Raw genomic sequence first — 21,870 nt, 5'->3', positions numbered from 1 at the left:
AGATCCTATTTAGTGTGCGAGGCAAGTTTATATTCAGCGGCCTCAACTTGATCAACTTTCGCATTGCGAAGTAACCAAATGAAGCCACCAATGACAAAGAAAGCACTCGGGGGCAGCAACATGAGACCGTTGGAGTAATACCAACCACCATTAGTAACCAAGGGTAGGATTTCAAAACCAAACAAGCTACCAGAGCCTGTCAACTCGCGCACTGTCGCCACAAATAACAACACTATCGAGTAGCCTAGGCCGTTACCAATACCGTCAAAGAAAGACGGGATGGGTGGGTTTTGCATCGCGAATGCTTCTGCACGTCCCATGACTATACAGTTGGTAATAATCAAGCCCACAAATACTGACAACTGCTTGCTCACTTCATAAGCGTATGCCTTAAGCACCTGATCGACCACAATCACTAAAGAAGCAATGATGATCATTTGTACAATGATTCGAATGCTGCCAGGTACATGGTTACGGATTAAAGCAATAAAGAAGTTTGAAAACGCAGTCACCACTGTGAGTGCAATACACATAACAATGGTGACGTTCAAACTACTGGTGACAGCAAGGGCAGAACAGACACCCAAAATTTGTAACGCTATCGGGTTATTCGCAAAAATAGGCCCTAACAAAATTTCTCGTGTGTTTGACATGGTTATGCCTCTCCTACTTTAAGTTTGGCCAAGAAAGGCGAAAAGCCATTCTTACCCAACCAGAATTTAACAAGGTTGGTCACACCATTACTCGTTAATGTAGCTCCTGCTAAGCCATCCACTTTATGCATATCGCCTGTGGGGGCCTTACCCTTAATTAAACCAATGGCTGGTTCATAAGATCCATCTGCATAGACTTTCTTACCCGGCCAAAGCGCCTTCCATTTAGGATTGTCTACCTCACCACCTAGTCCTGGCGTTTCAGCATGCTCATAAAAACCTAAGCCAGAAACCGTGTTTAAATCACTTTCTAAGGCAATAAAGCCATACAAAGTCGACCATAATCCATAACCATGAATTGGCAAAATAATGCGTTCAATGCCTTGGTCGCCTTCAACCAAGTAAACAGTGCTATACAAAGACTGCTTGCGGATGCTGGCAATATCTTGCTCACCTGTTAAAGCACGCGCTCTAGCAGGGTCTTTAGCAGCTTTACGCATGTCATATGTTGCGACATCTTCGGCTGTACTAAATAGACCCGTGCGCATATCGACTAACTTGGGTGTAATGGTGGCAAATGCCGCATCTAAATTACCATCAATGACTTCAATACCAGCCGCAGCCAGGATGTTCATTTTCTTTTCATTAATTGCGTTAGCTTGCTGCTTATCTCGCAACATAACCGCTGCCGCAGAAACAATGACAGAACAAACCACACACAGCACTAAGGCCACCAAAACAGTCCTTGAGACCGAATCTTTTAAATTAGACATGACGTGCAACCCTCCGCTTAATATTTGCTTCGGTGACATAGTAGTCAATCAAAGGGGCAAACAAATTGGCAAACAAAATGGCCAACATCATACCTTCAGGAAAGGCTGGGTTAAGTACACGAATCAATACCACCATGATGCCAATCAAAATCCCAAAGTACCACTTGCCCGTGTGTGTCATAGATGAAGACACAGGGTCTGTGGCCATAAAAATCATACCAAAGGCGAAACCACCCAATACTAGGTGCCAATAAAATGGCAAGGCAAATAGTGGGTTAGTGTCAGAACCTATTAGATTGAGTAAAAAGCTCATGGCTATCATGCCTACCATGACACCAGCCACAATGCGCCAAGCCGCGATACGGGTCCACAGCAGCACTGCACCACCTGCAAAAATAGCTAAGGTAGAAACTTCACCTACAGAACCTTGAATATTACCAATAAACGCATCTGCCCAAGTAATACCTGCATCGGCCATAGCAGCAACTCCACCTGCGTTAGCTAGACCCAGTGCAGTGGCACCAGAAAAGCCGTCCACCGCAGTCCATACAGCATCACCCGACATTTGGGCTGGATAGGCAAAGTACAAGAATGCACGGCCTGTAAGGGCCGGATTCAAGAAGTTCATACCTGTGCCACCAAATACTTCCTTACCCACAACCACACCAAAGGTAATGCCTAGGGCGGCTTGCCATAGGGGTATGTCTGGAGGAAGAATCAGAGCAAATAATATAGAAGTGACAAAGAAGCCTTCATTAATTTCATGGCCGCGCACAGATGCAAACAAGACTTCCCAGAAACCACCAACTAAAAACACCACCATATACACAGGTAGCCAATACGAGGCTCCCAGCATCATATTGTCCCATACACTTGCTGCATCAAAGCCAGCAATAGTATCCACTAGACTCCCACGCCAACCTTCAGCTTGGACCATGCCCATCGCTTCCATGGCTGTGTTAGCTTGATAGCCCAAGTTGTACATACCAAAAAATATAGCGGGAAAGGTACATAACCACACGGTAATCATCATCCGTTTAAGATCGATACCATCACGTACATGGGCACCGGCCTTGGTGACGTAGCCTGGGGTGTAAAAAATGGTGTCCGCAGCCTCATACAAGGCATAAAACTTTTCATACTTACCACCTTTATGGAAGTGGGGCTCCACGGAATCTAACATGCTACGTAAATTCATGATCAGCACTCCTTCTCAATACGAGTTAGAACATCACGCAAAATAGCGCCATACTCATATTTGCCAGCACAGGTATAGGTCATCAAGGCCAGATCAGCTTCTTCAAGTTCCAGGCAGCCAAGCTCTTGTGCATTCACGATATCACCCACTACTAAACTTCTCAGAAGCTGCGTTGGCAGAATATCTAAGGGCATAAGGCGTTCAAATGTACCAACAGGGACCATTGACCGTTGCGAACCATTAGTAGAGGTATTAAGTGCCACTTTTTTTGCCCGATCGAACGAAGACAGAAAAATATTCAACATCGAGTGTTTCTTGCGGCCCGTGCTCATCCAACCCATAAATTCCCGTTTTTTACCTTCTTCAAGCACTGTGATTTGGTTGTTATAACGGCCTAAAAACGCCGTAGGACCAAAGGCTGTAAAACCACCCAATACAGAACCCGAAATAATTCGGTTGTCGAACTCGCCCTGCTTAGTTTCACCGGCTAAAAGATCTTTGGTAGACGCACCTAGGCGCGTGCGAACTAAGCGTGGCTTGATTACCATAGGACCAGCCACAGCGACAATACGCTCTGTAGGCAATGCGCCTGTGGCAAAAAGTTTTGCGAAGGCAATGACATCTTGGTAACCCACCACCCAAACGGTCTTGGTAGCATTCACAGGATCCAACATATGAATGTGTGTTGAGGCTAAGCCCGCAGGATGAACTCCTCCAAATCGTTCAACTTCAATACCATCAACCTCTGGCACTTGCGTTGCTGCAGCTGCACAGACGAAAACTGGGCCATCAGTGAGCTTAGTCAATAATTGCAAGCCTTGCGCAAAGGCATCTTGCTCAGTAGCTATAATAGGCGCTGGGTCTGCAGCTAACGGATGCGTGTCAATGGCGGTAACAAAAATAGAGCGAGGTTTGCTGTCTATGGCAGGTACTTTACTAAATGGTCGCGTGCGCAGAGCAGACCATAAACCAGAAGCCTGCAGGTTAGCAGCAACTTGTTCACCTGTTAAGTGAGCCAACTCATCCGCAGCACATGTAGCAAACTCGATGGCGGCATCACCATCAACGTCGATTACCACCGATTGGAGCACGCGCTGGGCGCCACGGTTAATTGCACTTACCACACCAGCAGCAGGCGCCGTAAAATTAACACCCACTGTTTTCTTATCAGAAAAAAGCACCTGTCCGAGTTTCACTCGATCACCTACTCTGACTAGCATAGTAGGCTTCATGCCCACATAGTCAGTACCGATCACAGCCACTTGGCTCACCGCTGCTGCATCTTCGATGCTTTGCTGTGGAGCGCCAGACAATGGCAGATCCAGACCGCGTCTGATCTTGATCATAAGTCGTACCCAATTGAGAGTTGTTGGTTAGCTTTAGGGATTATTGCGCAGGAAATACCACACACAACTAAAGCCCTTAAAAAAATCGGCTTTATTATACGAAAATTCGCAAAATTTTTCCAGCCTTCTAACAAAAAAGGCTACCCTTTGGCAGCCTTTTTTATCACCTTAGTCACTTGACTTTCAATGACATAGCATAAATCGTCACTTTAAGGCGCAAACCGCTGAGGCTGCTATCTAATCTTCGATAGGAAATGCAGGCAGGGCGGTGTTGGTAACATGCTGCAACATACGAATCACCTGGCAAGAATAGCCAAATTCATTATCGTACCAAACATAAACAACACAATTTTTCTTACCCGTGGCCACTGTGGCTAAACCATCAACCACACCCGCAGCACGAGAACCCACAAAGTCACTTGAAACTGCTTCAGGAGAATCGGTGTAATCAATTTGTTTTTGCAAATCAGAGTGCAGCGCCATATGACGCAGATAATCATTTAACTCTTCGCGTTCAACTTCAGTTTCTAGGTTTAGATTGAGAATGGCCATAGAAACATTGGGGGTCGGAACTCGAATAGCGTTACCCGTCAGTTTACCTTCTAATTCGGGTAAGGCTTTAGCCACCGCTTTGGCTGCACCCGTCTCTGTAATCACCATATTTAACCCCGCAGCACGCCCGCGACGATCACCTTTGTGGTAGTTGTCAATAAGGTTTTGGTCATTAGTATAAGCATGCACGGTTTCAACATGCCCATTAGCCACTCCATACTTATCATTCAAAGCCTTCAAAATGGGTGTAATGGCATTCGTGGTGCAAGAAGCTGCTGACAATATTGTATCTGTGTCGTCGATGTCGTTTTGGTTAACCCCCATCACAACATTTTTAATGCCCTTACCAGGGGCCGTTAACATGACCTTTGACACGCCATTGGCTCGCAGGTGTAAAGATAGCCCATCTTCATCACGCCATTTTCCTGTATTATCAATCACTACAGCGTTACTGATACCATAGTCAGTATAATCTATGGCATCGGGTGAACTCGCATAAATCACCTTAATCACATTACCATTAGCAATCAGAGCATTGTGTTCTTCATCCACAGTAATCGTGCCCTGGAAAGTTCCATGCACAGAATCGCGCCGCAACAGACTCGCCCGTTTAGCAAGATCGTTGTCACCACCCTTACGCACCACAATAGCTCGTAATCTCAAGCTTTGGCCGCCACCCGTTTTATCAATCAACAAACGAGCTAGCAAGCGGCCTATGCGGCCAAAACCATACAGCACCACATCGGCTTGGGTTTTAGCACTATCTTTGTTCACCGCACCTTTTAAAGCATCAGCCACATAACTTTCCAAACTTTGACCCTTGCCATGGTCTCGGAAACCAATAGCCAACTTACCAATGTCCACATGCACGTTCGATAAAGGTAACGCTTGCAGCACCTCAACCACTGGAAAAGTCTCGTGCACAGATAGATTAGTGTGTTCTAACATGCGCGCAGCACGATGAGATTTTAGAATACTAATGACAGAGCGATTGACAACAGAGCGGCCAAATACAGACACTTCAACGTTATTCTCTCGATACACTTTGCCAATCAAGGGGATCATGGCTTCGGCTAATGCTTCACGTTCTTTCCAGTCTGAAAACACTTGTTCTTGGCTCACAATGAGTCCCTTTTTATGCCGGTCAAAGGCGGTTTAGATTCGGTTCAGGCGGCTAACCTTTAATTTCCCGTTGTTGGGAGCGCGTATTATCGTAGAAATAGGCAATTTTGGCAAATGGCTAAGGCATATCTTTAGTATTAATTGAAGCGACAAGGTTAAACCTATTGTGCCTTAGTCAAACTGCAAAACTGAGGGGGTTGTAAACTGATTTCAAACCAACTAATCAGGTTGTACATACTATAAACGGGCATACCCGTTGCAGCAGCAATATTTGCTGCATAGGGCACCATATTAGTGCATTCCAGCACTAGAGCACCGATACTTGGGTCTGACTTAACCAGCGCTAGGGCCGCGTTTACATTATCTTTTCTTGCCAGGTCAACATCAAGTACAGATTCGTCATTAAGAATGCAACGGCTAAACTCTAACCCACCCTCTGTGGTGCCTATTGGCGTGTCCAGCGGCACCTTGGCAGCACGCAGATAGTCTGTAGTGAGCGCTGAAGCAGAAATGGTGATAATAGCTGCGCGCTTCCCCTCAGGTAAAGTGGCATTAACACTGGCAACCTGCATGAGGGATGACGTTAATACGGGCACACCCAGTACCTTAGATAACTTATCCTGGTATATAGACAAGAAGCCACACGTAGTGGTGATGCCAGACACCCCCTGAATAACTAATCGCTGCCCGGCCATAATGAACTGATCTAACAAATCCTCCCCACGACAAACTACCGCCTGTGGCGTCGCTTTGGGCACCACTTCGATTGCAACATCAAACCCCCAAGTATTGGGATTACCAACATCTCCATAAATACGTGGAAACTGTGAGTCAAGCATAAGAATACCAATCGTAGGCCGCATAACATCCCTTACTCCCATGCTTTAATAGATTTACAGCTAGCCCCAAGGTGGACTTCAAGCTGACTTAGAAATGCTTGCCCAGTGTCAGATACAGGCCTACTTTTTGAGGTTATAATAGCCACATCTAAATTGACACTTGGTGCAAACGGACGAGTGATAAACCTGCCTGAAGAATTATTACGAAGAGAAATTTGGTCGACTAAACCAACCCCCATACCCTCTTTAATAAAACTCAACTTATTAGCAAATAAATGCGTGTGCACCACCGGATTCCAGTGCGCCCCAGCGCTCATGAACGCTTCCTTGGCTCGCCGTGTAACCATATGTTGAGGCCCCATTATAATTAGTGGCTCTCCAGACAGTAAATCTGGCGTCAATACTTCATGAGACGCTAGATGGTGGCCGCTAGGGATTGCACACAGGGTTTCAATTTGAAACACAGATGTATTAAACAGCCCCAAAGATACTGGCATCTCACTCACACCTATTTCAAATAGGCCAACATCAATCCATTCTTGGATTTTCTGTGAGTATTGAGATTGAAATGACACCGAGATATTTTCGTATTGCTTTGAAAACTGCGCAATCTGTGATTGCATAAACCCAAATGACAAAGCGTGAATAGACGCAATTTGCAACTTACTCGTCTGTTTATTTTGTAAATCAATCACTGATTGCTCTACATGAGCCAGACCTCTTACTAAGGTATCAATTTCGTTATATAAAACTAAACCTTCATTAGTAGGTATCAGCTTCCCTTTAAGTCGGTTAAACAACTTCAGTTGACAGGTATGTTCTAACTGACTCAATAAGTTTGAAACGCCCGGTTGAGAAATATTCAATTGCTCAGCCGCACCCGACACCGTTCCAGACTCAACAACCTTATGAAGGGCTTGTAATTGACGAAACCGTAGATTCATAAATTCATCACTTAAACTTATAGGTATTGAATAAATTGATATTGGAAATGATACCATTGATTAGCGATACTGGGTAATGATATAACTCGGGGCCATTACATTGGTGAAAAAAATCAAACGTGTTGCCATCATAGGTAATGGCATAATAGGCATTGCTACTGCTATATGGCTGCAACGATTAGGTCATCAAGTTATCCTTATTGATAAATCGAGCCCAAATTTACGTGCTAGCTATGGCAATGGTGGCGTACTGGCTTCGTGCTCTGTGGTCCCCATCAACAGCCCAGGATTAGTAACAAAAGCACCGAGGATGCTGCTTGATCCTGATGAACCCTTATTTATAAAATGGCTTTACTTACCCAAAATGCTACCTTGGTTATGGCAATATTTACGTCGCGCAAACGCTAAACATTGCCGCCTAACTGCTGCTGCACTGCACCCATTAGTATCAAACAGTATCGGCAATCATCAAGCTATGGCTGAAGGTACTGGGGCCGAGAGGTTCATTATTCCTAGCGACTACCTTTACGTATATAAAAACCGCAAACACTTTGAAAGTGACGCCTTCGGTTGGTCACTCAGGTCTAAACATGGCATAAAATGGACCGAGCTTAATGGTACAGAGTTTTCCACCTATGACGATTGTTTTGCCGACAGTTTGACGTTTGCAGCAAAGATGGATAATCATGGAAGAATCAGCGATCCAGGAGCATATTTACACGCCTTAGAGCAGCATGTAATCGACCAAGGGGCCATAAAGATCAATGGATGCTTTGAAGATGTTGAATACCAAGACAACGAACTCAACGCTGTCATCATTGACGGGAAGAAGACACTATGCGATGTAGCTGTTTTGGCCACTGGCGCCTGGTCTAAAAAGCTGACTGCTAAACTTGGAGTTAACGTTGCTCTGGAAAGCGAACGGGGTTACCACATTGACCTCTGGCACCCTAACCTCATGCCTAAAGCGCCAGTAATGGTCGCTGGCGGTAAGTTTGTGATCACCCCAATGAAAGATAGGTTAAGACTTGCTGGTATTGTTGAATTCGGTGGATTAAACGCGCCGTCATCGGCAAAAGCCTTCAATTTATTGCGCAACAGCATCAAACATGCTATCCCTAAATTAACATGGAGCCATGAAAGTGAATGGATGGGGCACCGTCCAGCACCCTCTGATTCAATCCCTATTATAGGAGAAGTGGCTCAAAAACCTGGTGTTTTTTTAGGGTTTGGCCACCACCACATCGGCTTAACCAGCGGTCCTAAAACAGGCTGGCTGCTAGCCCAAATAATTAATGGAAATATGCTGCACGAAGACGTTAGCATTTATTCCCCAAACCGCTTCGTTTAAGAAGCATTATAATAATAAATAAAAGGAAACGTATTATGACCTCAATTAAAAAACTACTCACAGCCACCACCTTATTAGCGGCTATGTCTGCGCCAGCAATGGCCGCGCAATGGGACATGCCTATGGCTTATGCATCAAGTAATTTCCACTCAGAAATGGGAGTAGTATTTGCAGACAAAGTGCGAGACTACACCGGTGGTGAAGTAGACATTACGATACACGCGGGAGGCTCACTGTTTAAAGGTGGTGAAATAAAACGTGCTGTACAAACAGGCCAAGCCCCTATTGGTGAGCGTTTTATGTCTGCCCATGCAAACGAATTACCCATTTTAGGGTGGGATAACATACCATTTTTAGCCACCACTTACGCAGCCAATGACAAACTTTGGGCCACTGCAAAGCCTTATGTCAACAAAGCTTTGTCAGCACAAAACTTAGTGGCTTTATACACCTGTCCATGGCCAGGGCAAGGGTTCTATTTTAAGAAAGAAGTAAAATCTAGTGCCGATACACAAGGTATTAAATTCCGTTCATACAACTCTGCAACCGCAACCTTTGCAGAAGAGTTAGGTATGATTCCAGTACAAATTGAAGCAGCCGAACTAAGCCAAGCGTTGGCAACTGGCGTAGCGGAGTCCTTTATTTCATCAGGTTCGACAGGTTACGATCGTAAAGTATGGGAAAGCTTGTCTCATTACTACAAGGTTAACGCTTGGTTACCGCGTAACTACGTGATGGTTAATAAAGGGGTTTGGGATGGTTTAGATTCCACCACTCAAGGTCAAGTTCAAAAAGCAGCCGATGAAACGGGTGCAGCATGCTCTACCAAATCACAAGCGCTTGCCAATTGGTACTTTGAGCAACTGTCATCTAATGGCATGAGCGTTGAAGATGCTAGTCCAGTATTCTTGTCTGAGCTAAAGGCTATTGGTGTCAAAATGACAGCAGACTGGTTAGCTAACGTCGGTAGTGATGGCCAAGCCATTCTAGACTCGTATAACGCACAGTAGCTCCAATTGAGTCAAACTAGTGGCGGGAACCTCCGCCGCTCATTTTTTATTGGAGAATACAATGAATGATTGGTCACCTGTTTTAGGCGTACCTTTGTGGATTTTGTTGTTCGTATTACCCTCAATCGTTTGCCTTGCTGCTCTGCTAAAGCCCAAGGTATTACGCTCGTGGCTCACCCCTATTTGGCCCTGGTTAGATAAGCTATACCGTTTATCTGGACTGATAGCTTCTTGTTTTATGGTGTTGATTTTAATACTTATTGTGGCGCAAATGATCGCTAGATGGAGTAACGTTGCCTTTCCAGGGTCAACTGAATTTGCAGGTTACGCAATGGCCTGTACCTCTTTTTTTGCCCTCGCTTATGCACTAACAACAGGTACTCATATTCGAGTTTCAGTACTATTAAATTGGAATGACTGGCTCAAATTTAGACTTGATGCTTTAGCAATGTATGTTGCCGCATTTATTGCCACTTACTTTGCCCGTTATGCCATTAAAACTAACCAACTCTCTGCCATGCTCAACGACACAACTCAAGGACAAGATCAAATTCCTCAATGGGTGGTTAATGTTGTTTCTATGTTTGGTTCATGGCCTACAGCATGGGGTGATATTTGGAGTCAATCTGCTAACGTCTGGATCTATACCCCTATGTGGCTGCCACAGATTGCCATGTCAATTGGTTCTGTATTATTAGCTATTGCGGTATGGGATCATTTAATGAGATTGCTTGTCACCAGAGAATCTCAAATACAAACGGAGTCAATAGAATGAATGAGCTCTACGCAGTAGGCATATTTTTGCTGGTTTTGTTTACTTTGTTAGGCGGTTCTGTTTGGATCGGACTTGCGCTCATGGGTGTGGCTTGGGTAGGCATGGAATTATTTACCGTGCGCCCTGCAGGTGATGCAATGATCACTACTATTTGGACAGGTGCTTCGAGTTGGACCTTAACCGCTCTACCCTTATTTATTTGGATGGGAGAAATATTGTTCCGCACCCGCTTATCCCAAGATATGTTCAAAGGGCTAGCGCCATGGATGAGCTGGTTGCCTGGTGGTTTACTCCACACCAACATTGTGGGCTGTACTATTTTTGCTGCCGTGTCCGGATCCTCTGCAGCCACATTGACCACTGTTGGAAAAATGTCTATCCCAGAACTTCGTGCTAGGAACTACCCAGAATATATGATCATTGGCACCCTAGCAGGCGCTGCAACTTTGGGTTTAATGATTCCACCCTCATTAACCTTGATTGTATACGGTGTTACCATCAATGAATCCATTACCAAGCTATTTATGGCGGGTATTTTTCCAGGTCTAGTGCTTGCTGGATTGTTTATGAGCTACATTGTTTTGTGGCACTATTTTAGTAAAGGCCAACGGCCTGACCCAGAACCTTCAATGAAATTTGTGGACATGGTAAAGAATAGTCGCTTTCTTATTCCTGTACTCTTACTAGTGTTTGCAGTGATTGGGTCCATGTACCTGGGTTACGCTACAGCTACAGAAGCCGCTGCTGTTGGAGTTGTAGGGTCATTAACTTTAGCCGCAGCTCAGCATTCACTAAACTGGGATACATTTGTTGCTAGCCTGCTAGGTGCCACAAGAACATCAGCAATGATTGCATTGATACTCATGGGTGCTGCATTTTTGTCTCTGTCTATGGGGTTTACTGGTATCCCAAGGGCATTAGCCGCTTTTATTGACAGCATGAGCTTGTCACCTTTGGTGCTGATTATGGCATTGACTGTATTTTATATTATATTAGGCATGTTTTTAGATGGTATTTCATCCGTGGTGCTCACTATGGCCATTGTTGAACCAATGATCCGCCAAGCAGGTATTGACGTAATCTGGTTTGGTATTTTTGTTGTTGTGGTCGTAGAAATGGCGCAGGTAACCCCACCAATTGGGTTCAATTTGTTCGTCTTGCAAGGCATGACTAAACATGAAATTTCTTACATCTCTAAAACAGCCCTGCCTATGGTGGGCCTGATGGCGCTAATGATTGTAATTCTAGTGATGTGGCCTGAACTAGCCACGTGGCTGCCTAATAATATACGGGGTCGATAATCCCCCAAAAAAGACCCAAGAGCAAAAGCAATGAATCGTGATTTCGCAGAAGCTAAACCAATGTCAATCGATGATATTCCAGTCATCGATTTTGCACCGCTAATGTCACAAGGCAACCTTAAAGCAGTATCCAAGCCTTTGATGCTGGCAGCTTTAAACACCGGGTTTTTTTATATAAAAAATCATGGTATTGACCCAAAAGTTATACAAGCAGCGCTCGCTGCGTCCAAACGTTTTTTCCACTTAAGTCACGAAGAAAAGACCATTGTGTCGGTTAATACTAGTCAAAGAGGATGGCTAGGGCCAAAAATGGCCACATTAGACGGGGCAAAAACTCACGATCTAAAAGAAATATTTTTTACCGGCCCAGAAATCTGGTCTAATGAAATGTGGGCCAAACGATGTCAAACACCTCTTATCACGCACAACTTGTGGCCCAGTTCGCTACCCGAACTGCAAGGTGGCCTTCTAGCGTATTATAATGCAACCTGCTCGCTTGGCAGGCAGGTACTTAAAGCAATCGCTATTGGTTTAGGAGAAGATTCTGATTTTTTTGACCAGAGGTATACTAACCCATTAGCTCGCAGCCAGTTGGTGTACTATCCGCGCTCAACCCAACAAGACGAAGATGAAGAACGTTTTGGCGCCGCCCCTCATACCGACTTTGGAGTCATAACGCTGTTGTATCAAGATGATAACGGAGGCCTTCAGGTGCTCAATAAACAACAAGAGTGGGTTGAAGCAAAACCTATTGAAAATACATTTGTATGTAACATTGGCGACCTACTCCAACGCTGGACCAATGGGTATTTATCTTCAAACTTGCATCGGGTCATTAATCGATCTAGTAACGAACGTTTTTCTATGCCCATCTTTTTTGACCCAGATGCCGACACCGTTATTGACCCTAGTGACTTCAAAAAATTTGCTAATGATGTATCGCACTACCCACCTATAAAAGTAGCTGATTACATTCACGCTAAGAATACCAAAGCGTTCGCACAATATAATCAACCACAAGATAAATAACCTACAACATCACTTTTTATAGTCCATTTGCAGTCTTTTAATGCAAGTTAAAACGTAAGCCACTACAATGCTGTGTATTTTTTGCCTTTACGGCCAGCGCCTTAGGACTCTTGAGTGTTATTAAAACCTACCTATATACCCTCTACAATCGGTCATAAGTCCAATTGGGGCCAAACCCATGGTGCGACCTCTGCCTTGGCCATTGCTGAAGCGGCTCAATCTCATCAAGGACCCATTCTCACATTAGTCAAAGATACTGATGCCGCACTCAAACTCAGTGCTGAACTCACCTTTTTTCTGACTGGAACAGGGCTTGACTGTTTGATGCTGCCAGATTGGGAAATACTTCCCTATGATAGCTTTTCAGCCCACCCCGACATTGTTTCTGAGCGTATCAGTACCCTTAACCAAATCACCCATTTAAGCCAGGGAGTGGTGATTGTTCCCGTAGCTACTCTTTTGCACCGTCTTCCTCCAATGAACTACCTAGCGGGTAATAGCTTTACCTTATCCACCGGCCAAGAGTTACCTCAAACACAATTTCGCCAGCGCTTAGATCAAGCCGGTTATTTACTGACAGAGACTGTATCACAAGCAGGTGAATATGCCTTAAGGGGGGGATTAATTGACCTCTATCCAATGGGCAGTCATGCACCATTGCGCATCGAGTTATTTGATGATGAAATTGAAAGTTTGCGATATTTTGATGCTGATAGTCAACGCACTACAGCCGTTATCAAAGAGTTTAATTTATTACCCGCACGCGAGTTCCCGTTAACAAAAGCCGCCATTAGCCATTTTAGGCAAAGCTTTACCAGCCAGTTTGATCTAGACCCAAAAGCCTGCCCCGTTTATCAAGATGTAAGCCAAGGTTATGCTCCAGCCGGGATTGAATATTACATCCCTCTATTTTTTAACTCTATGTCGACTCTGATGGATTATTTACCTGCATCCACCTTAGTGGTTAAGCAAGGTGATATTGAAGCTCAAGCCATCCATTTTTGGCAAGACATTGAAGCGCGATATGATGATTATGGCCATGACATTGAGCGCCCCCTATTAGCACCAAAACAACTATTTTTATTTACTGATGAAATGTTTTCTGGGCTTAATAAATTCCCTATCATTGACCTACAAGAAGGCGCTTTAACTGCTCCAGACAAAAATAAAGGCAGCTATAATCTAGGGGGGTCTCAGTCTCCTTTAGTGGCGATTAACAACCAATTGTCTAAACCCTTGCTAGCGTTAGCCACTCTGCTGAAAACTGACAAACAAAGCGTTTTGATCTGCGCTGAATCAGCAGGCCGAAAAGAAGCACTGTTGGACTTATTCAAAACCCTACCTGAGACCCCAGAAGACGCCGAAGATTGGCTTGACTTTCTGACTAACAGACCCAAGTTTGCAATCTGTGTTGCGCCTTTAGAACAAGGCTTGAACTTACCTGAGCATCGGCTTTTAGTGGTCTGTGAAGCACAACTGTTTGGGCAAAAAGTACTCCAACGCCGACGCCGAGATAAGGCCACAGAAAATCCTAATACAGCCATTCACGATCTAGCTGAACTGAACATTGGCAATGCTGTGGTGCATCAAGACCACGGTGTTGGTCGATATAATGGCTTGCAAAGCCTGACCATAGATGGTCAAGATGCGGAATTTTTAGTATTACTTTACGCCAATGAGGCCACGCTTTATGTTCCCGTTTCTGGCATCGAACTATTGTCACGTTATTCAGGTGGCGAAAATGCGCCTTTACATAAGTTAGGTGGCGAGCAGTGGACCAAAGCTAAACGCAAAGCTGCAGAAAAAATTAAAGATACAGCAGCTGAATTACTGCATATTTATGCGCTTCGTGAAGCACGTGATGGATATGCATTTCCAAAACCAGATGAGAGTTACCAGGCATTTTGTGACGCCTTTCCGTATGAGGAAACGCCAGACCAGGAGCAAACCATTAAGTCTGTACTCAGTGACATGATGGCAGATCAACCTATGGACAGGTTAGTTTGTGGCGATGTAGGTTTTGGTAAAACCGAAGTGGCCATGCGAGCCGCATTTATGGCCATCAATGGTGGCAAACAAGTGGCGCTTTTAGTACCCACGACCCTATTAGCTCAGCAGCACTACAACACACTCCAAGATCGCTTTGCCAATTGGCCTGTCAATGTGGCAGTTATGTCACGTTTCCAAACGCCTGCTGAACAAAATAAAACCATGGTCGAGGCTGAGGATGGCAAATTAGACATTTTGGTGGGTACTCATAAAATTCTGCAAGGTAAACTCAACTTTAAACGCCTAGGTTTGCTTATTATTGATGAAGAACATAGGTTTGGCGTGCAGCAAAAAGAGTCCTTTAAAAAGCTACGTTCAGAAGTCGATATTTTAACCCTCACAGCCACGCCTATCCCCAGAACATTAAATATGTCCATGGCAGGCATGAGAGACTTATCTATTATCGCCACACCCCCTGCTAGGCGAATTTCTATCAAGACGTTTGTTCGTCAAGATGACAAAAAACTCATCAAAGAAGCCATATTGCGGGAACTGCTGCGAGGTGGACAGGTTTATTACTTGCACAACGAAGTTAAAACTATTGAGCATAGTGCTGAAAAATTGCGCCAGCTTTTGCCCGAGGCACGGGTCAGTGTAGCTCATGGGCAAATGCGTGAGCGCAAGCTAGAAGAGGTCATGGGTGATTTTTACCATAAGCGCACTAACGTTCTCGTGTGCTCAACCATCATTGAAACTGGCATTGACATTCCCACAGCCAATACAATTATTATTGAACGTGCAGATAAATTTGGTTTAGCACAACTACATCAATTACGGGGTCGTGTGGGTCGATCTCATCATCAAGCTTATGCTTATTTGATGACACCCCATCCAAAACAACTCAGTAAAGACGCCATCAAACGTCTCGAAGCCATTGAAGCCACTGCTGACCTTGGTGCAGGCTTTACCCTTGCGAGTCATGACTTAGAAATTCGTGGAGCCGGCGAACTTTTAGGTGAAGAGCAAAGTGGCCAGATGCAGGGCATTGGCTTTAGTTTATACATGGAGATGCTTAACCAAACCGTTGAAGCCATGAAAAAAGGGGAAACTCCAAATTTAGACCAACCCTTATCTCGGGGCACCGAAGTTAATTTGCATTTGCCCGCCCTTATTCCTGAGACTTACCTACCCGATGTGCATAATCGACTCGTCATGTATCAGCGCATTGCCAACGCTGATGATGATGGTGCACTAAGAGAACTACAAGTGGAAATGATTGACCGTTTTGGCCTACTACCCGATCAAATAAAAAACCTTTTCCGTCAAAATCGCTTAAAGTTAAAAGCTCAAGCGATGGGTGTAAAGCGAATTGAAGCATCATCAGGCAGTGGGCGCATGGAGTTTGCCAAGACTACGCAGATAGACCCCATGGTGTTAGTCAAACTCGTACAAATGCAGCCCAAGAATTTTAGACTTGAAGGTGGCACCGTTTTACGTTTTACTTTACCCATGGAAAAAATAGAAACACGCTTCCAACGGATGGAAGATCTAATTAAACAATTGAGCTAAACATGCAAGCTAGACCCTTTTCACATTCGCAACTCAATACGATGTTGCTGAGCGTTCTCTTAACGCTCCAGTCAGCATTGGCTTGGACTGCAGAAGAAAAAGATGAAACTTGGTATCAAATAGAAGTCATTATCGCTAAACGGGGGGCCAACGTTCAAACTTTGGAAAGCTTTGCATTACGGCCAGACTCCATAGCATGGCCGCAGGGCCAAATTCTGCGTCCCTTTGACCCAGACACAAGCGACTTTACAGAATTAGAGAATGTTGAATTTATAGCCCTTCCATCAGAGCAACGCATGCTCAACAATGAGGTTCAAACACTCCATAATAATAAAAGCTATCAAGTTTTGATGCATCAAAGCTGGCGCCAAATCCTCAAAGGTAATAAAGCCATTAACTGGATCGATATTAAAGAAGGCAATACTTGGGCGGGACACTATCAACTTGAAGGGAGTTTAGGATTCAGTAAAGGACGGTTTTTACACGTTCATAGTCAATTACATTTAAACCAATTCCCAAGTGTGATCGATGAAAGTGATCTGCCTGAGCAAACCAAATCTTTAACGACATGGCGAAGCTGGGTACCCACCGTAGAAAGGCGTTACAGTCTGATTCAAAGGCGCAAGATGCGCAGCAAAGAACTGCATTATTTAGATCACCCTAAGCTCGTACTTTTGGTTAAAATTATTCCTTATGAGCCAGCAGAGCCGATACTAGAAGCAGAGATTGTTTTAAAGGTAACTCCTGATGACACGCGAACATTGGTGGATCTTACGGTGCTAAACGTCTCAGAGTGAAGGCTTGAGGCAGTTGTTGGGCCATTAACTGGTCTAGCTGTTCAGCTTCGGTGTGAGACTGAGGTCGAGGATAAACGGGCTGATGACGATCATTGTGCCAGTATTCCCAATTAAGCGTATATTGGATAAATTCCAATGTAAATTGAGGGCTAATTTCCTGACATCCCAAAAGAATGACATCAAGGTAGGATTGGACGATAGGCGCACTTATTAAGCCTTGCTCTTGGTGGTTATATAAATACACCCATACCTGAGCATTGACACTCAATGCTTGCGCGCCCTCTAGGTATTCAACTTGCGCTAGATCTAGTTGAACTCTGATATAGTGATGCTCTCTTGCATCAAACTTTTCTAATTCAGATTCAGGCACTTCAAACAACACACCATTGCAACAAGCACCCAGCATAGGTCTTGCAGCAACAGCCCTCATACCCATATCTTTCCACCCAACCCATGTGCGCTCGAGCCCTTGAACTCGGACCGCTAGAGAATCACCCGCAATGCCAGTCAAACGTCGACTAGTACTATTAATTAGACTACCGTAGCCAAAAATATAGTGCTGTTTATTCATACGCCGTTGGCACCTGGTTCCTGTTGCGGCAGCAGTTGAATAGTTTGTGTGGGGAACGCAAACTCCGCTCCATTTTGCGCAACAATGTCTCCAATTAATCCAAGTAGCTCCTGTTTAATTTCATGGAATTCGGCCCACTGAGTGGTCTTGGTAAAACTGTATACAAAAAAATCCACACTGTGAGCATTATAGGTATTCACATTAACCATAAGGGTTTGATGGGTATCAATAGCGGCATGGGCGAGTAACATTGCTTTCACTGCCACCGTGATGTCCTGAACTTTGGATTGATCCTGATAGCGCAGGCCAAAGGTCTCATAAAATCGGCGATTCGTCATTCGAGAGGGATTTTCTACTGAAATGTTAGCGAAAGTTGCGTTAGGAACATACAAGGGACGCATGTCAAAGGTTCGAATACGGGTGATCCGCCACCCAATATACTCTACCGTACCTTCAATTTCTTTATCAGGTGAACGGATCCAGTCACCCACTGAAAACTGGCGATCCATATAAATCATTAAACCACCAAAAAAGTTAGACAGAAGGTCCTTAGCAGCAAAGCCAATGGCGATACCACCCACTCCACCAAAGGCCAAAACGCCTGAAATAGAAAAACCAAAGTGTTGCATCAAGGCTAAGATGGCCGTAATAATGACCGCCGCTTTTACCAACTTTCCCATGGCCTCTACTGTGGTTTTATCCCAGGCATCTCTATTTTTTCCAGGGCGAGCTAACATGGCTACCACCACGTTGACCAAACGCACGGCAAACCAAGAGACCAGCATAATTAACAAAGTATCACGCAAGGTCGCTACGAAATTAAGCGTATCTGCATCAAAGGCGTGGCTAACAATACCCACCACCCATGCCATACCGACTACCCAAACACCCCAAGCTAGGGGTTTACGAGCAACATCTAATAGTGCGTCATCCCATTCGTTTTCTGTTTTTTTGAGTTTTATTGCAAACTGTGAAAATAGCTTACGCACCAAAAAATTAAATAGTAGTACCGCGAATACCAGTAAAAATATTTTACTCAGCAAGATTGATGGTGAAGAATCTAGACCTAAATTGAGTAAATACTGATCCATCGTGTCCATTAACAGTCTCCTAAAATTGGTGCTTGGGCTGCACTTGCCATGATAGGCACTAAGTCAGCCATAATTTGATCTAAACTTCGGTGGCTTGCATATTCTCCTTCACAAATCGCTAATAGTGCTTCACTGCTGGAAAGAGAAAAAACTAACATTCCTAACAAATAATGGAAGCGCCAAAAGAACTGCTCGTTAGTCATAACTGGCATAAATTGACGTAAGATTTTCATAAAGTACAAAAATGAAGCACCATATTGCTTCGTAAGATGTTTACGAAGGTGCCCTTGAGATTGGCTATAAGCGGTGTTTATTAGGCGTGCAAAGACCGCTAGGCTATAGTGATTATGTTGGGCTACATATTGGCAAGATTGAGCCAATATGTTAAACAGGATGCGCAGTTCGTGCTCGTCATTTTGGCTTTGATGGGCACTCTTTTCATACGCATTTAACTGAATCTGCAGGTGCTGAGAAAGCGGCCCTAAAAACCGATCTGTCACTGCTTGGATTAAACCTTTTTTTGAACCAAAGTGGTAGTTTACTGCGGCTAGGTTCACCTTGGCCTTAGTCGTAATTGTCCTTACAGACGTCTCTACAAACCCATGGGATGCAAATTCAACTTCGGCAGCATCAAGAATACGGTCAGTGGTAGCGTGGGTCATGGTGATTTAAGGCTAATCGTTTATGTTTAAAACAGGTGTTTTAAACTAACATGGCAGCACAGCCCTAGCAAGCGCATAGTCACTAAAGATTGGCACAGGTTTAGTCATTAGGTAATTCAGTTGAGTGGCTATACAATCACGGCTTGGTTACTCTTTAATTACGCTTTAGTTACGCGTTAATAAGCCAGTAATTACGCCATCAAACCCAGTTATTTGTAGCAAAAAAATTAGGCTCGCTTTATGTCTTTTCCAAAACTCAGTAAAAATGTGTGGTTGTTGTCTATCGCCCACATTTTCTCTTTTGCCAGTGCCTCTGTTACATTTTTCTTAGGGGGTATTATTGGTGCCCAATTAGCACCGTCTCTATCATGGGCCACTATGCCTGTTGCAGCTATGGTGGTAGGTACTGCACTGGGCACCGTACCTGCGGCCATGGTAATGAGTAAAAAAGGCCGCAGGTTTGGTTTTATTGGTGCATCAATTGTGGCTTCGGGGTCTGCCTTGGTTGGCGCTTTTGCATTATGGCATAGTCACTTTTGGCTCTATGGTTTGTCTTGTTTGACTCTGGGCATGAGCTACGCTTTTGTACAGCATTACCGCTTTGCAGCAGCAGAAAGTGTGCCCATAGAATTGGCGCCAAAGGCTATATCGGCCATTTTATTATCCGGTGTTGCTGGCGCATTTGTTGGTCCGAATGTGGTTGAGTACGCTCAAAACTGGATTCCACAGCGCGCCTTTGTTGGATCTTACCTTGCCTTAGCCATCATGGTGGCTATACCTGCAGTCATCTTATTATGGCTCAAAACACCCCAACCAAAACAAAAAAATGTTTTAGGCCAAGGCAGAAGTATTAAACAACTTACCCACAACCCTGATTTCATTTTAGCTGTTGTCGCTGCTACTGCATCATACGCCTTGATGGTATTTATTATGACGGCCTCACCCGTGAGCATGCATTTAATGGATGGGCATAGCATTAGCCATGCGGGCATGGTTATTCAGTGGCATATTGTGGGTATGTTTTTACCCTCTTTATTTATAGGTAGTTTAATTACCTACTATGGCCATAGAACAATGATGCTCATAGGCATCGGGGCGTTAATAGTGTGCATTAGCGTTAGCCAAGTTAATCAAAGCGTCGCTGGATATTGGCTGAGTTTAGTGTCCTTAGGCATCGGTTGGAATTTTATTTTTGTGAGCAGCACATCACTCATCATCACCACCTATCAAGAGGCTGAAAAATACCGTGCCCAAGGCTTTAATGAGCTGATGGTATTTGGTGCCCAAGCCATCGCTTCATTATCTGCTGGATGGTTGCTACTGGCCACTAGCTGGCAAACAATCAACTTAATGGGCCTGCCTTTACTAGGCTTATTGTTAATGGTCATCTGGTGGAGTTATAAAAAACTTAAACAGCAGTATTAAGAACACGCCTTGCCCAAGCTACATCGTTGACAAACACAGCATCGACACCTATTTTTTTTAAGCGCAGCAAATCGTCAGCCTGCTTTACTGTAAACACTCTTATCGCTAAACCACGGGTATGGGCGTCATGCACCAGTTCTGCATCAGTGGTTTCCACATCACTGTGTAACGCCTCAGCACCCATGTCGGCGGCTAACTGCGATAATGTAATGGGACAAGAAGCAATGAGTGGCGCAATATTGGCTTGCGGCAAAATGTCTTTTAACACCATTAATACACGATGGTCAAAGGCTGACACGCACAATTGCTTTAGTTCAAAGCTTAAGCAATTAACTGCATAGGTGATTTCTGCAGCCACTTGATGCACTAAATCATTCGATTTAAGCTCTATATTAACGTCACAGCGACCAGCCACTAGGGTTAAAACCTGTCTTAAACTAGGTGGCGCGTGACCATCCCCAGCATTAAGCAATTGCCATTGCTCAAGACTATATTGCTGCACTAAACCTGTTCCATTGGTGGTTCGGTCGACAGTAATATCATGCATAACCACCACCTCCCCAGACATCAAACGCACGTCCAACTCAATGCCATCAGATTGTTGCAATAGGGCCAGTTCAAATGCTGCCATAGAGTTCTCTGGCGCTAAATCGCTCACACCACGATGGGCAAATAACTGCATAAAAATAATCACCTAAACGAATTTTATGTGGGAGTATTGTGCCCTTAAATAATTAGCCTGCCAACCTACTTTTTCCACCCCACTTATTTTTTATTCATACTTTGGAAAGCCTGATTAGGCAACTGTCTAAAGCATCTAGTTATTTAAACACTGACGCCATAAGAACCTCAATAGCCCCAACAAAGTCATCA

The 21,870-nt window shown here is 44.4% G+C and carries 19 protein-coding genes; 8 read left to right on the top strand and 11 right to left on the bottom strand.

Annotation, left to right across the window (positions count from 1 at the left end):
• Positions 1-5 precede the first annotated feature (5 nt).
• The 7 genes from ABXT59_RS05910 to ABXT59_RS05880 all read right to left on the bottom strand — a co-directional run bounded on the left by ABXT59_RS05910 (position 6) and on the right by ABXT59_RS05880 (position 7,427).
• Positions 6-653: an NADH:ubiquinone reductase (Na(+)-transporting) subunit D gene (locus ABXT59_RS05910; protein ID WP_443638279.1), complete on the bottom strand. Its 648-nt coding sequence runs from the start codon at positions 651-653 to the stop codon at positions 6-8.
• A gap of 2 nt (positions 654-655) precedes the next feature.
• Positions 656-1,426 carry a Na(+)-translocating NADH-quinone reductase subunit C gene (locus tag ABXT59_RS05905; RefSeq protein ID WP_443638278.1) on the bottom strand — a complete coding sequence of 257 codons (771 nt, stop codon included), beginning with the start codon at positions 1,424-1,426 and terminating at the stop codon, positions 656-658.
• The gene (locus ABXT59_RS05900; protein ID WP_443638277.1) at positions 1,419-2,624 is read right to left on the bottom strand and encodes an NADH:ubiquinone reductase (Na(+)-transporting) subunit B; all 1,206 of its coding nucleotides are present in this window, start codon (positions 2,622-2,624) and stop codon (positions 1,419-1,421) included. Before ABXT59_RS05900 ends, ABXT59_RS05905 begins: the two co-directional genes overlap by 8 nt.
• A gap of 2 nt (positions 2,625-2,626) precedes the next feature.
• Entirely contained in the window at positions 2,627-3,970 is a 1,344-nt protein-coding gene (locus ABXT59_RS05895) for a Na(+)-translocating NADH-quinone reductase subunit A (RefSeq protein WP_443638276.1), read from the bottom strand.
• 237 nt (positions 3,971-4,207) lie between these two features.
• A complete protein-coding gene (locus tag ABXT59_RS05890) occupies positions 4,208-5,644 on the bottom strand; it encodes a glyceraldehyde-3-phosphate dehydrogenase (protein WP_443638275.1) in 1,437 nt (478 codons plus the stop codon).
• A gap of 161 nt (positions 5,645-5,805) precedes the next feature.
• Positions 5,806-6,507, bottom strand: a complete 702-nt coding sequence (locus ABXT59_RS05885; protein WP_443638274.1) for an aspartate/glutamate racemase family protein — start codon at positions 6,505-6,507, stop codon at positions 5,806-5,808.
• An 8-nt stretch (positions 6,508-6,515) separates the two neighbouring features.
• Positions 6,516-7,427 (bottom strand): LysR family transcriptional regulator, encoded by a 912-nt coding sequence (locus ABXT59_RS05880; protein WP_443638273.1) that lies wholly within the window; start codon positions 7,425-7,427, stop codon positions 6,516-6,518.
• 103 nt (positions 7,428-7,530) lie between these two features.
• On the opposite strand from ABXT59_RS05880, the gene ABXT59_RS05875 reads away from it, so the two are divergent.
• From ABXT59_RS05875 to ABXT59_RS05845, 7 genes are all read left to right on the top strand, one after another.
• Positions 7,531-8,778: an NAD(P)/FAD-dependent oxidoreductase gene (locus ABXT59_RS05875; RefSeq protein ID WP_443638272.1), complete on the top strand. Its 1,248-nt coding sequence runs from the start codon at positions 7,531-7,533 to the stop codon at positions 8,776-8,778.
• Between the two features lie 35 nt (positions 8,779-8,813).
• Positions 8,814-9,788 (top strand): TRAP transporter substrate-binding protein, encoded by a 975-nt coding sequence (locus ABXT59_RS05870; RefSeq protein WP_443638271.1) that lies wholly within the window; start codon positions 8,814-8,816, stop codon positions 9,786-9,788.
• A gap of 61 nt (positions 9,789-9,849) precedes the next feature.
• Positions 9,850-10,563 (top strand): TRAP transporter small permease, encoded by a 714-nt coding sequence (locus ABXT59_RS05865; RefSeq protein WP_443638270.1) that lies wholly within the window; start codon positions 9,850-9,852, stop codon positions 10,561-10,563.
• Positions 10,560-11,864 (top strand): TRAP transporter large permease, encoded by a 1,305-nt coding sequence (locus tag ABXT59_RS05860; protein ID WP_443638269.1) that lies wholly within the window; start codon positions 10,560-10,562, stop codon positions 11,862-11,864. The genes ABXT59_RS05865 and ABXT59_RS05860 overlap by 4 nt, the downstream gene beginning before the upstream one ends.
• A 30-nt stretch (positions 11,865-11,894) precedes the next feature.
• Positions 11,895-12,893 (top strand): isopenicillin N synthase family dioxygenase, encoded by a 999-nt coding sequence (locus tag ABXT59_RS05855; protein ID WP_443638268.1) that lies wholly within the window; start codon positions 11,895-11,897, stop codon positions 12,891-12,893.
• A gap of 114 nt (positions 12,894-13,007) precedes the next feature.
• Positions 13,008-16,451: a transcription-repair coupling factor gene (gene mfd / locus ABXT59_RS05850; protein WP_443638267.1), complete on the top strand. Its 3,444-nt coding sequence runs from the start codon at positions 13,008-13,010 to the stop codon at positions 16,449-16,451.
• Positions 16,452-16,453: 2 nt separating this feature from the next.
• Positions 16,454-17,248 (top strand): CsiV family protein, encoded by a 795-nt coding sequence (locus ABXT59_RS05845; protein ID WP_443638266.1) that lies wholly within the window; start codon positions 16,454-16,456, stop codon positions 17,246-17,248.
• Here the strand turns inward: ABXT59_RS05845 and ABXT59_RS05840 are convergent.
• From ABXT59_RS05840 to ABXT59_RS05830, 3 genes are read right to left on the bottom strand one after another with little or no spacing between them, the layout of a single operon-like run.
• Positions 17,223-17,819, bottom strand: coding sequence for a gamma-glutamylcyclotransferase family protein (locus ABXT59_RS05840; protein WP_443638265.1), 597 nt, complete (start codon positions 17,817-17,819; stop codon positions 17,223-17,225). The genes ABXT59_RS05845 and ABXT59_RS05840 overlap by 26 nt on opposite strands.
• Positions 17,816-18,919 carry a mechanosensitive ion channel family protein gene (locus ABXT59_RS05835; RefSeq protein ID WP_443638264.1) on the bottom strand — a complete coding sequence of 368 codons (1,104 nt, stop codon included), beginning with the start codon at positions 18,917-18,919 and terminating at the stop codon, positions 17,816-17,818. Before ABXT59_RS05835 ends, ABXT59_RS05840 begins: the two co-directional genes overlap by 4 nt.
• Positions 18,919-19,572: a TetR family transcriptional regulator gene (locus ABXT59_RS05830; protein ID WP_443638263.1), complete on the bottom strand. Its 654-nt coding sequence runs from the start codon at positions 19,570-19,572 to the stop codon at positions 18,919-18,921. Before ABXT59_RS05830 ends, ABXT59_RS05835 begins: the two co-directional genes overlap by 1 nt.
• Positions 19,573-19,812: 240 nt before the next feature.
• Between ABXT59_RS05830 and ABXT59_RS05825 the strand changes: the two genes are divergently transcribed.
• The gene (locus ABXT59_RS05825) at positions 19,813-20,997 is read left to right on the top strand and encodes an MFS transporter (RefSeq protein ID WP_443638262.1); all 1,185 of its coding nucleotides are present in this window, start codon (positions 19,813-19,815) and stop codon (positions 20,995-20,997) included.
• Here ABXT59_RS05825 and ABXT59_RS05820 read toward each other — a convergent pair.
• Positions 20,981-21,679: a glycerophosphodiester phosphodiesterase gene (locus tag ABXT59_RS05820; RefSeq protein WP_443638261.1), complete on the bottom strand. Its 699-nt coding sequence runs from the start codon at positions 21,677-21,679 to the stop codon at positions 20,981-20,983. The two genes, ABXT59_RS05825 and ABXT59_RS05820, sit on opposite strands and share 17 nt — an antisense overlap.
• Positions 21,680-21,870 lie beyond the last annotated feature (191 nt).

It is taken from the genome of Candidatus Njordibacter sp. Uisw_058, from assembly GCF_047730065.1.
Lineage (GTDB): Bacteria > Pseudomonadota > Gammaproteobacteria > Pseudomonadales > Balneatricaceae > Njordibacter.
Note: the sequence above shows the minus strand (reverse complement) of the source record. Positions and strands in the feature narration are given on the sequence as shown.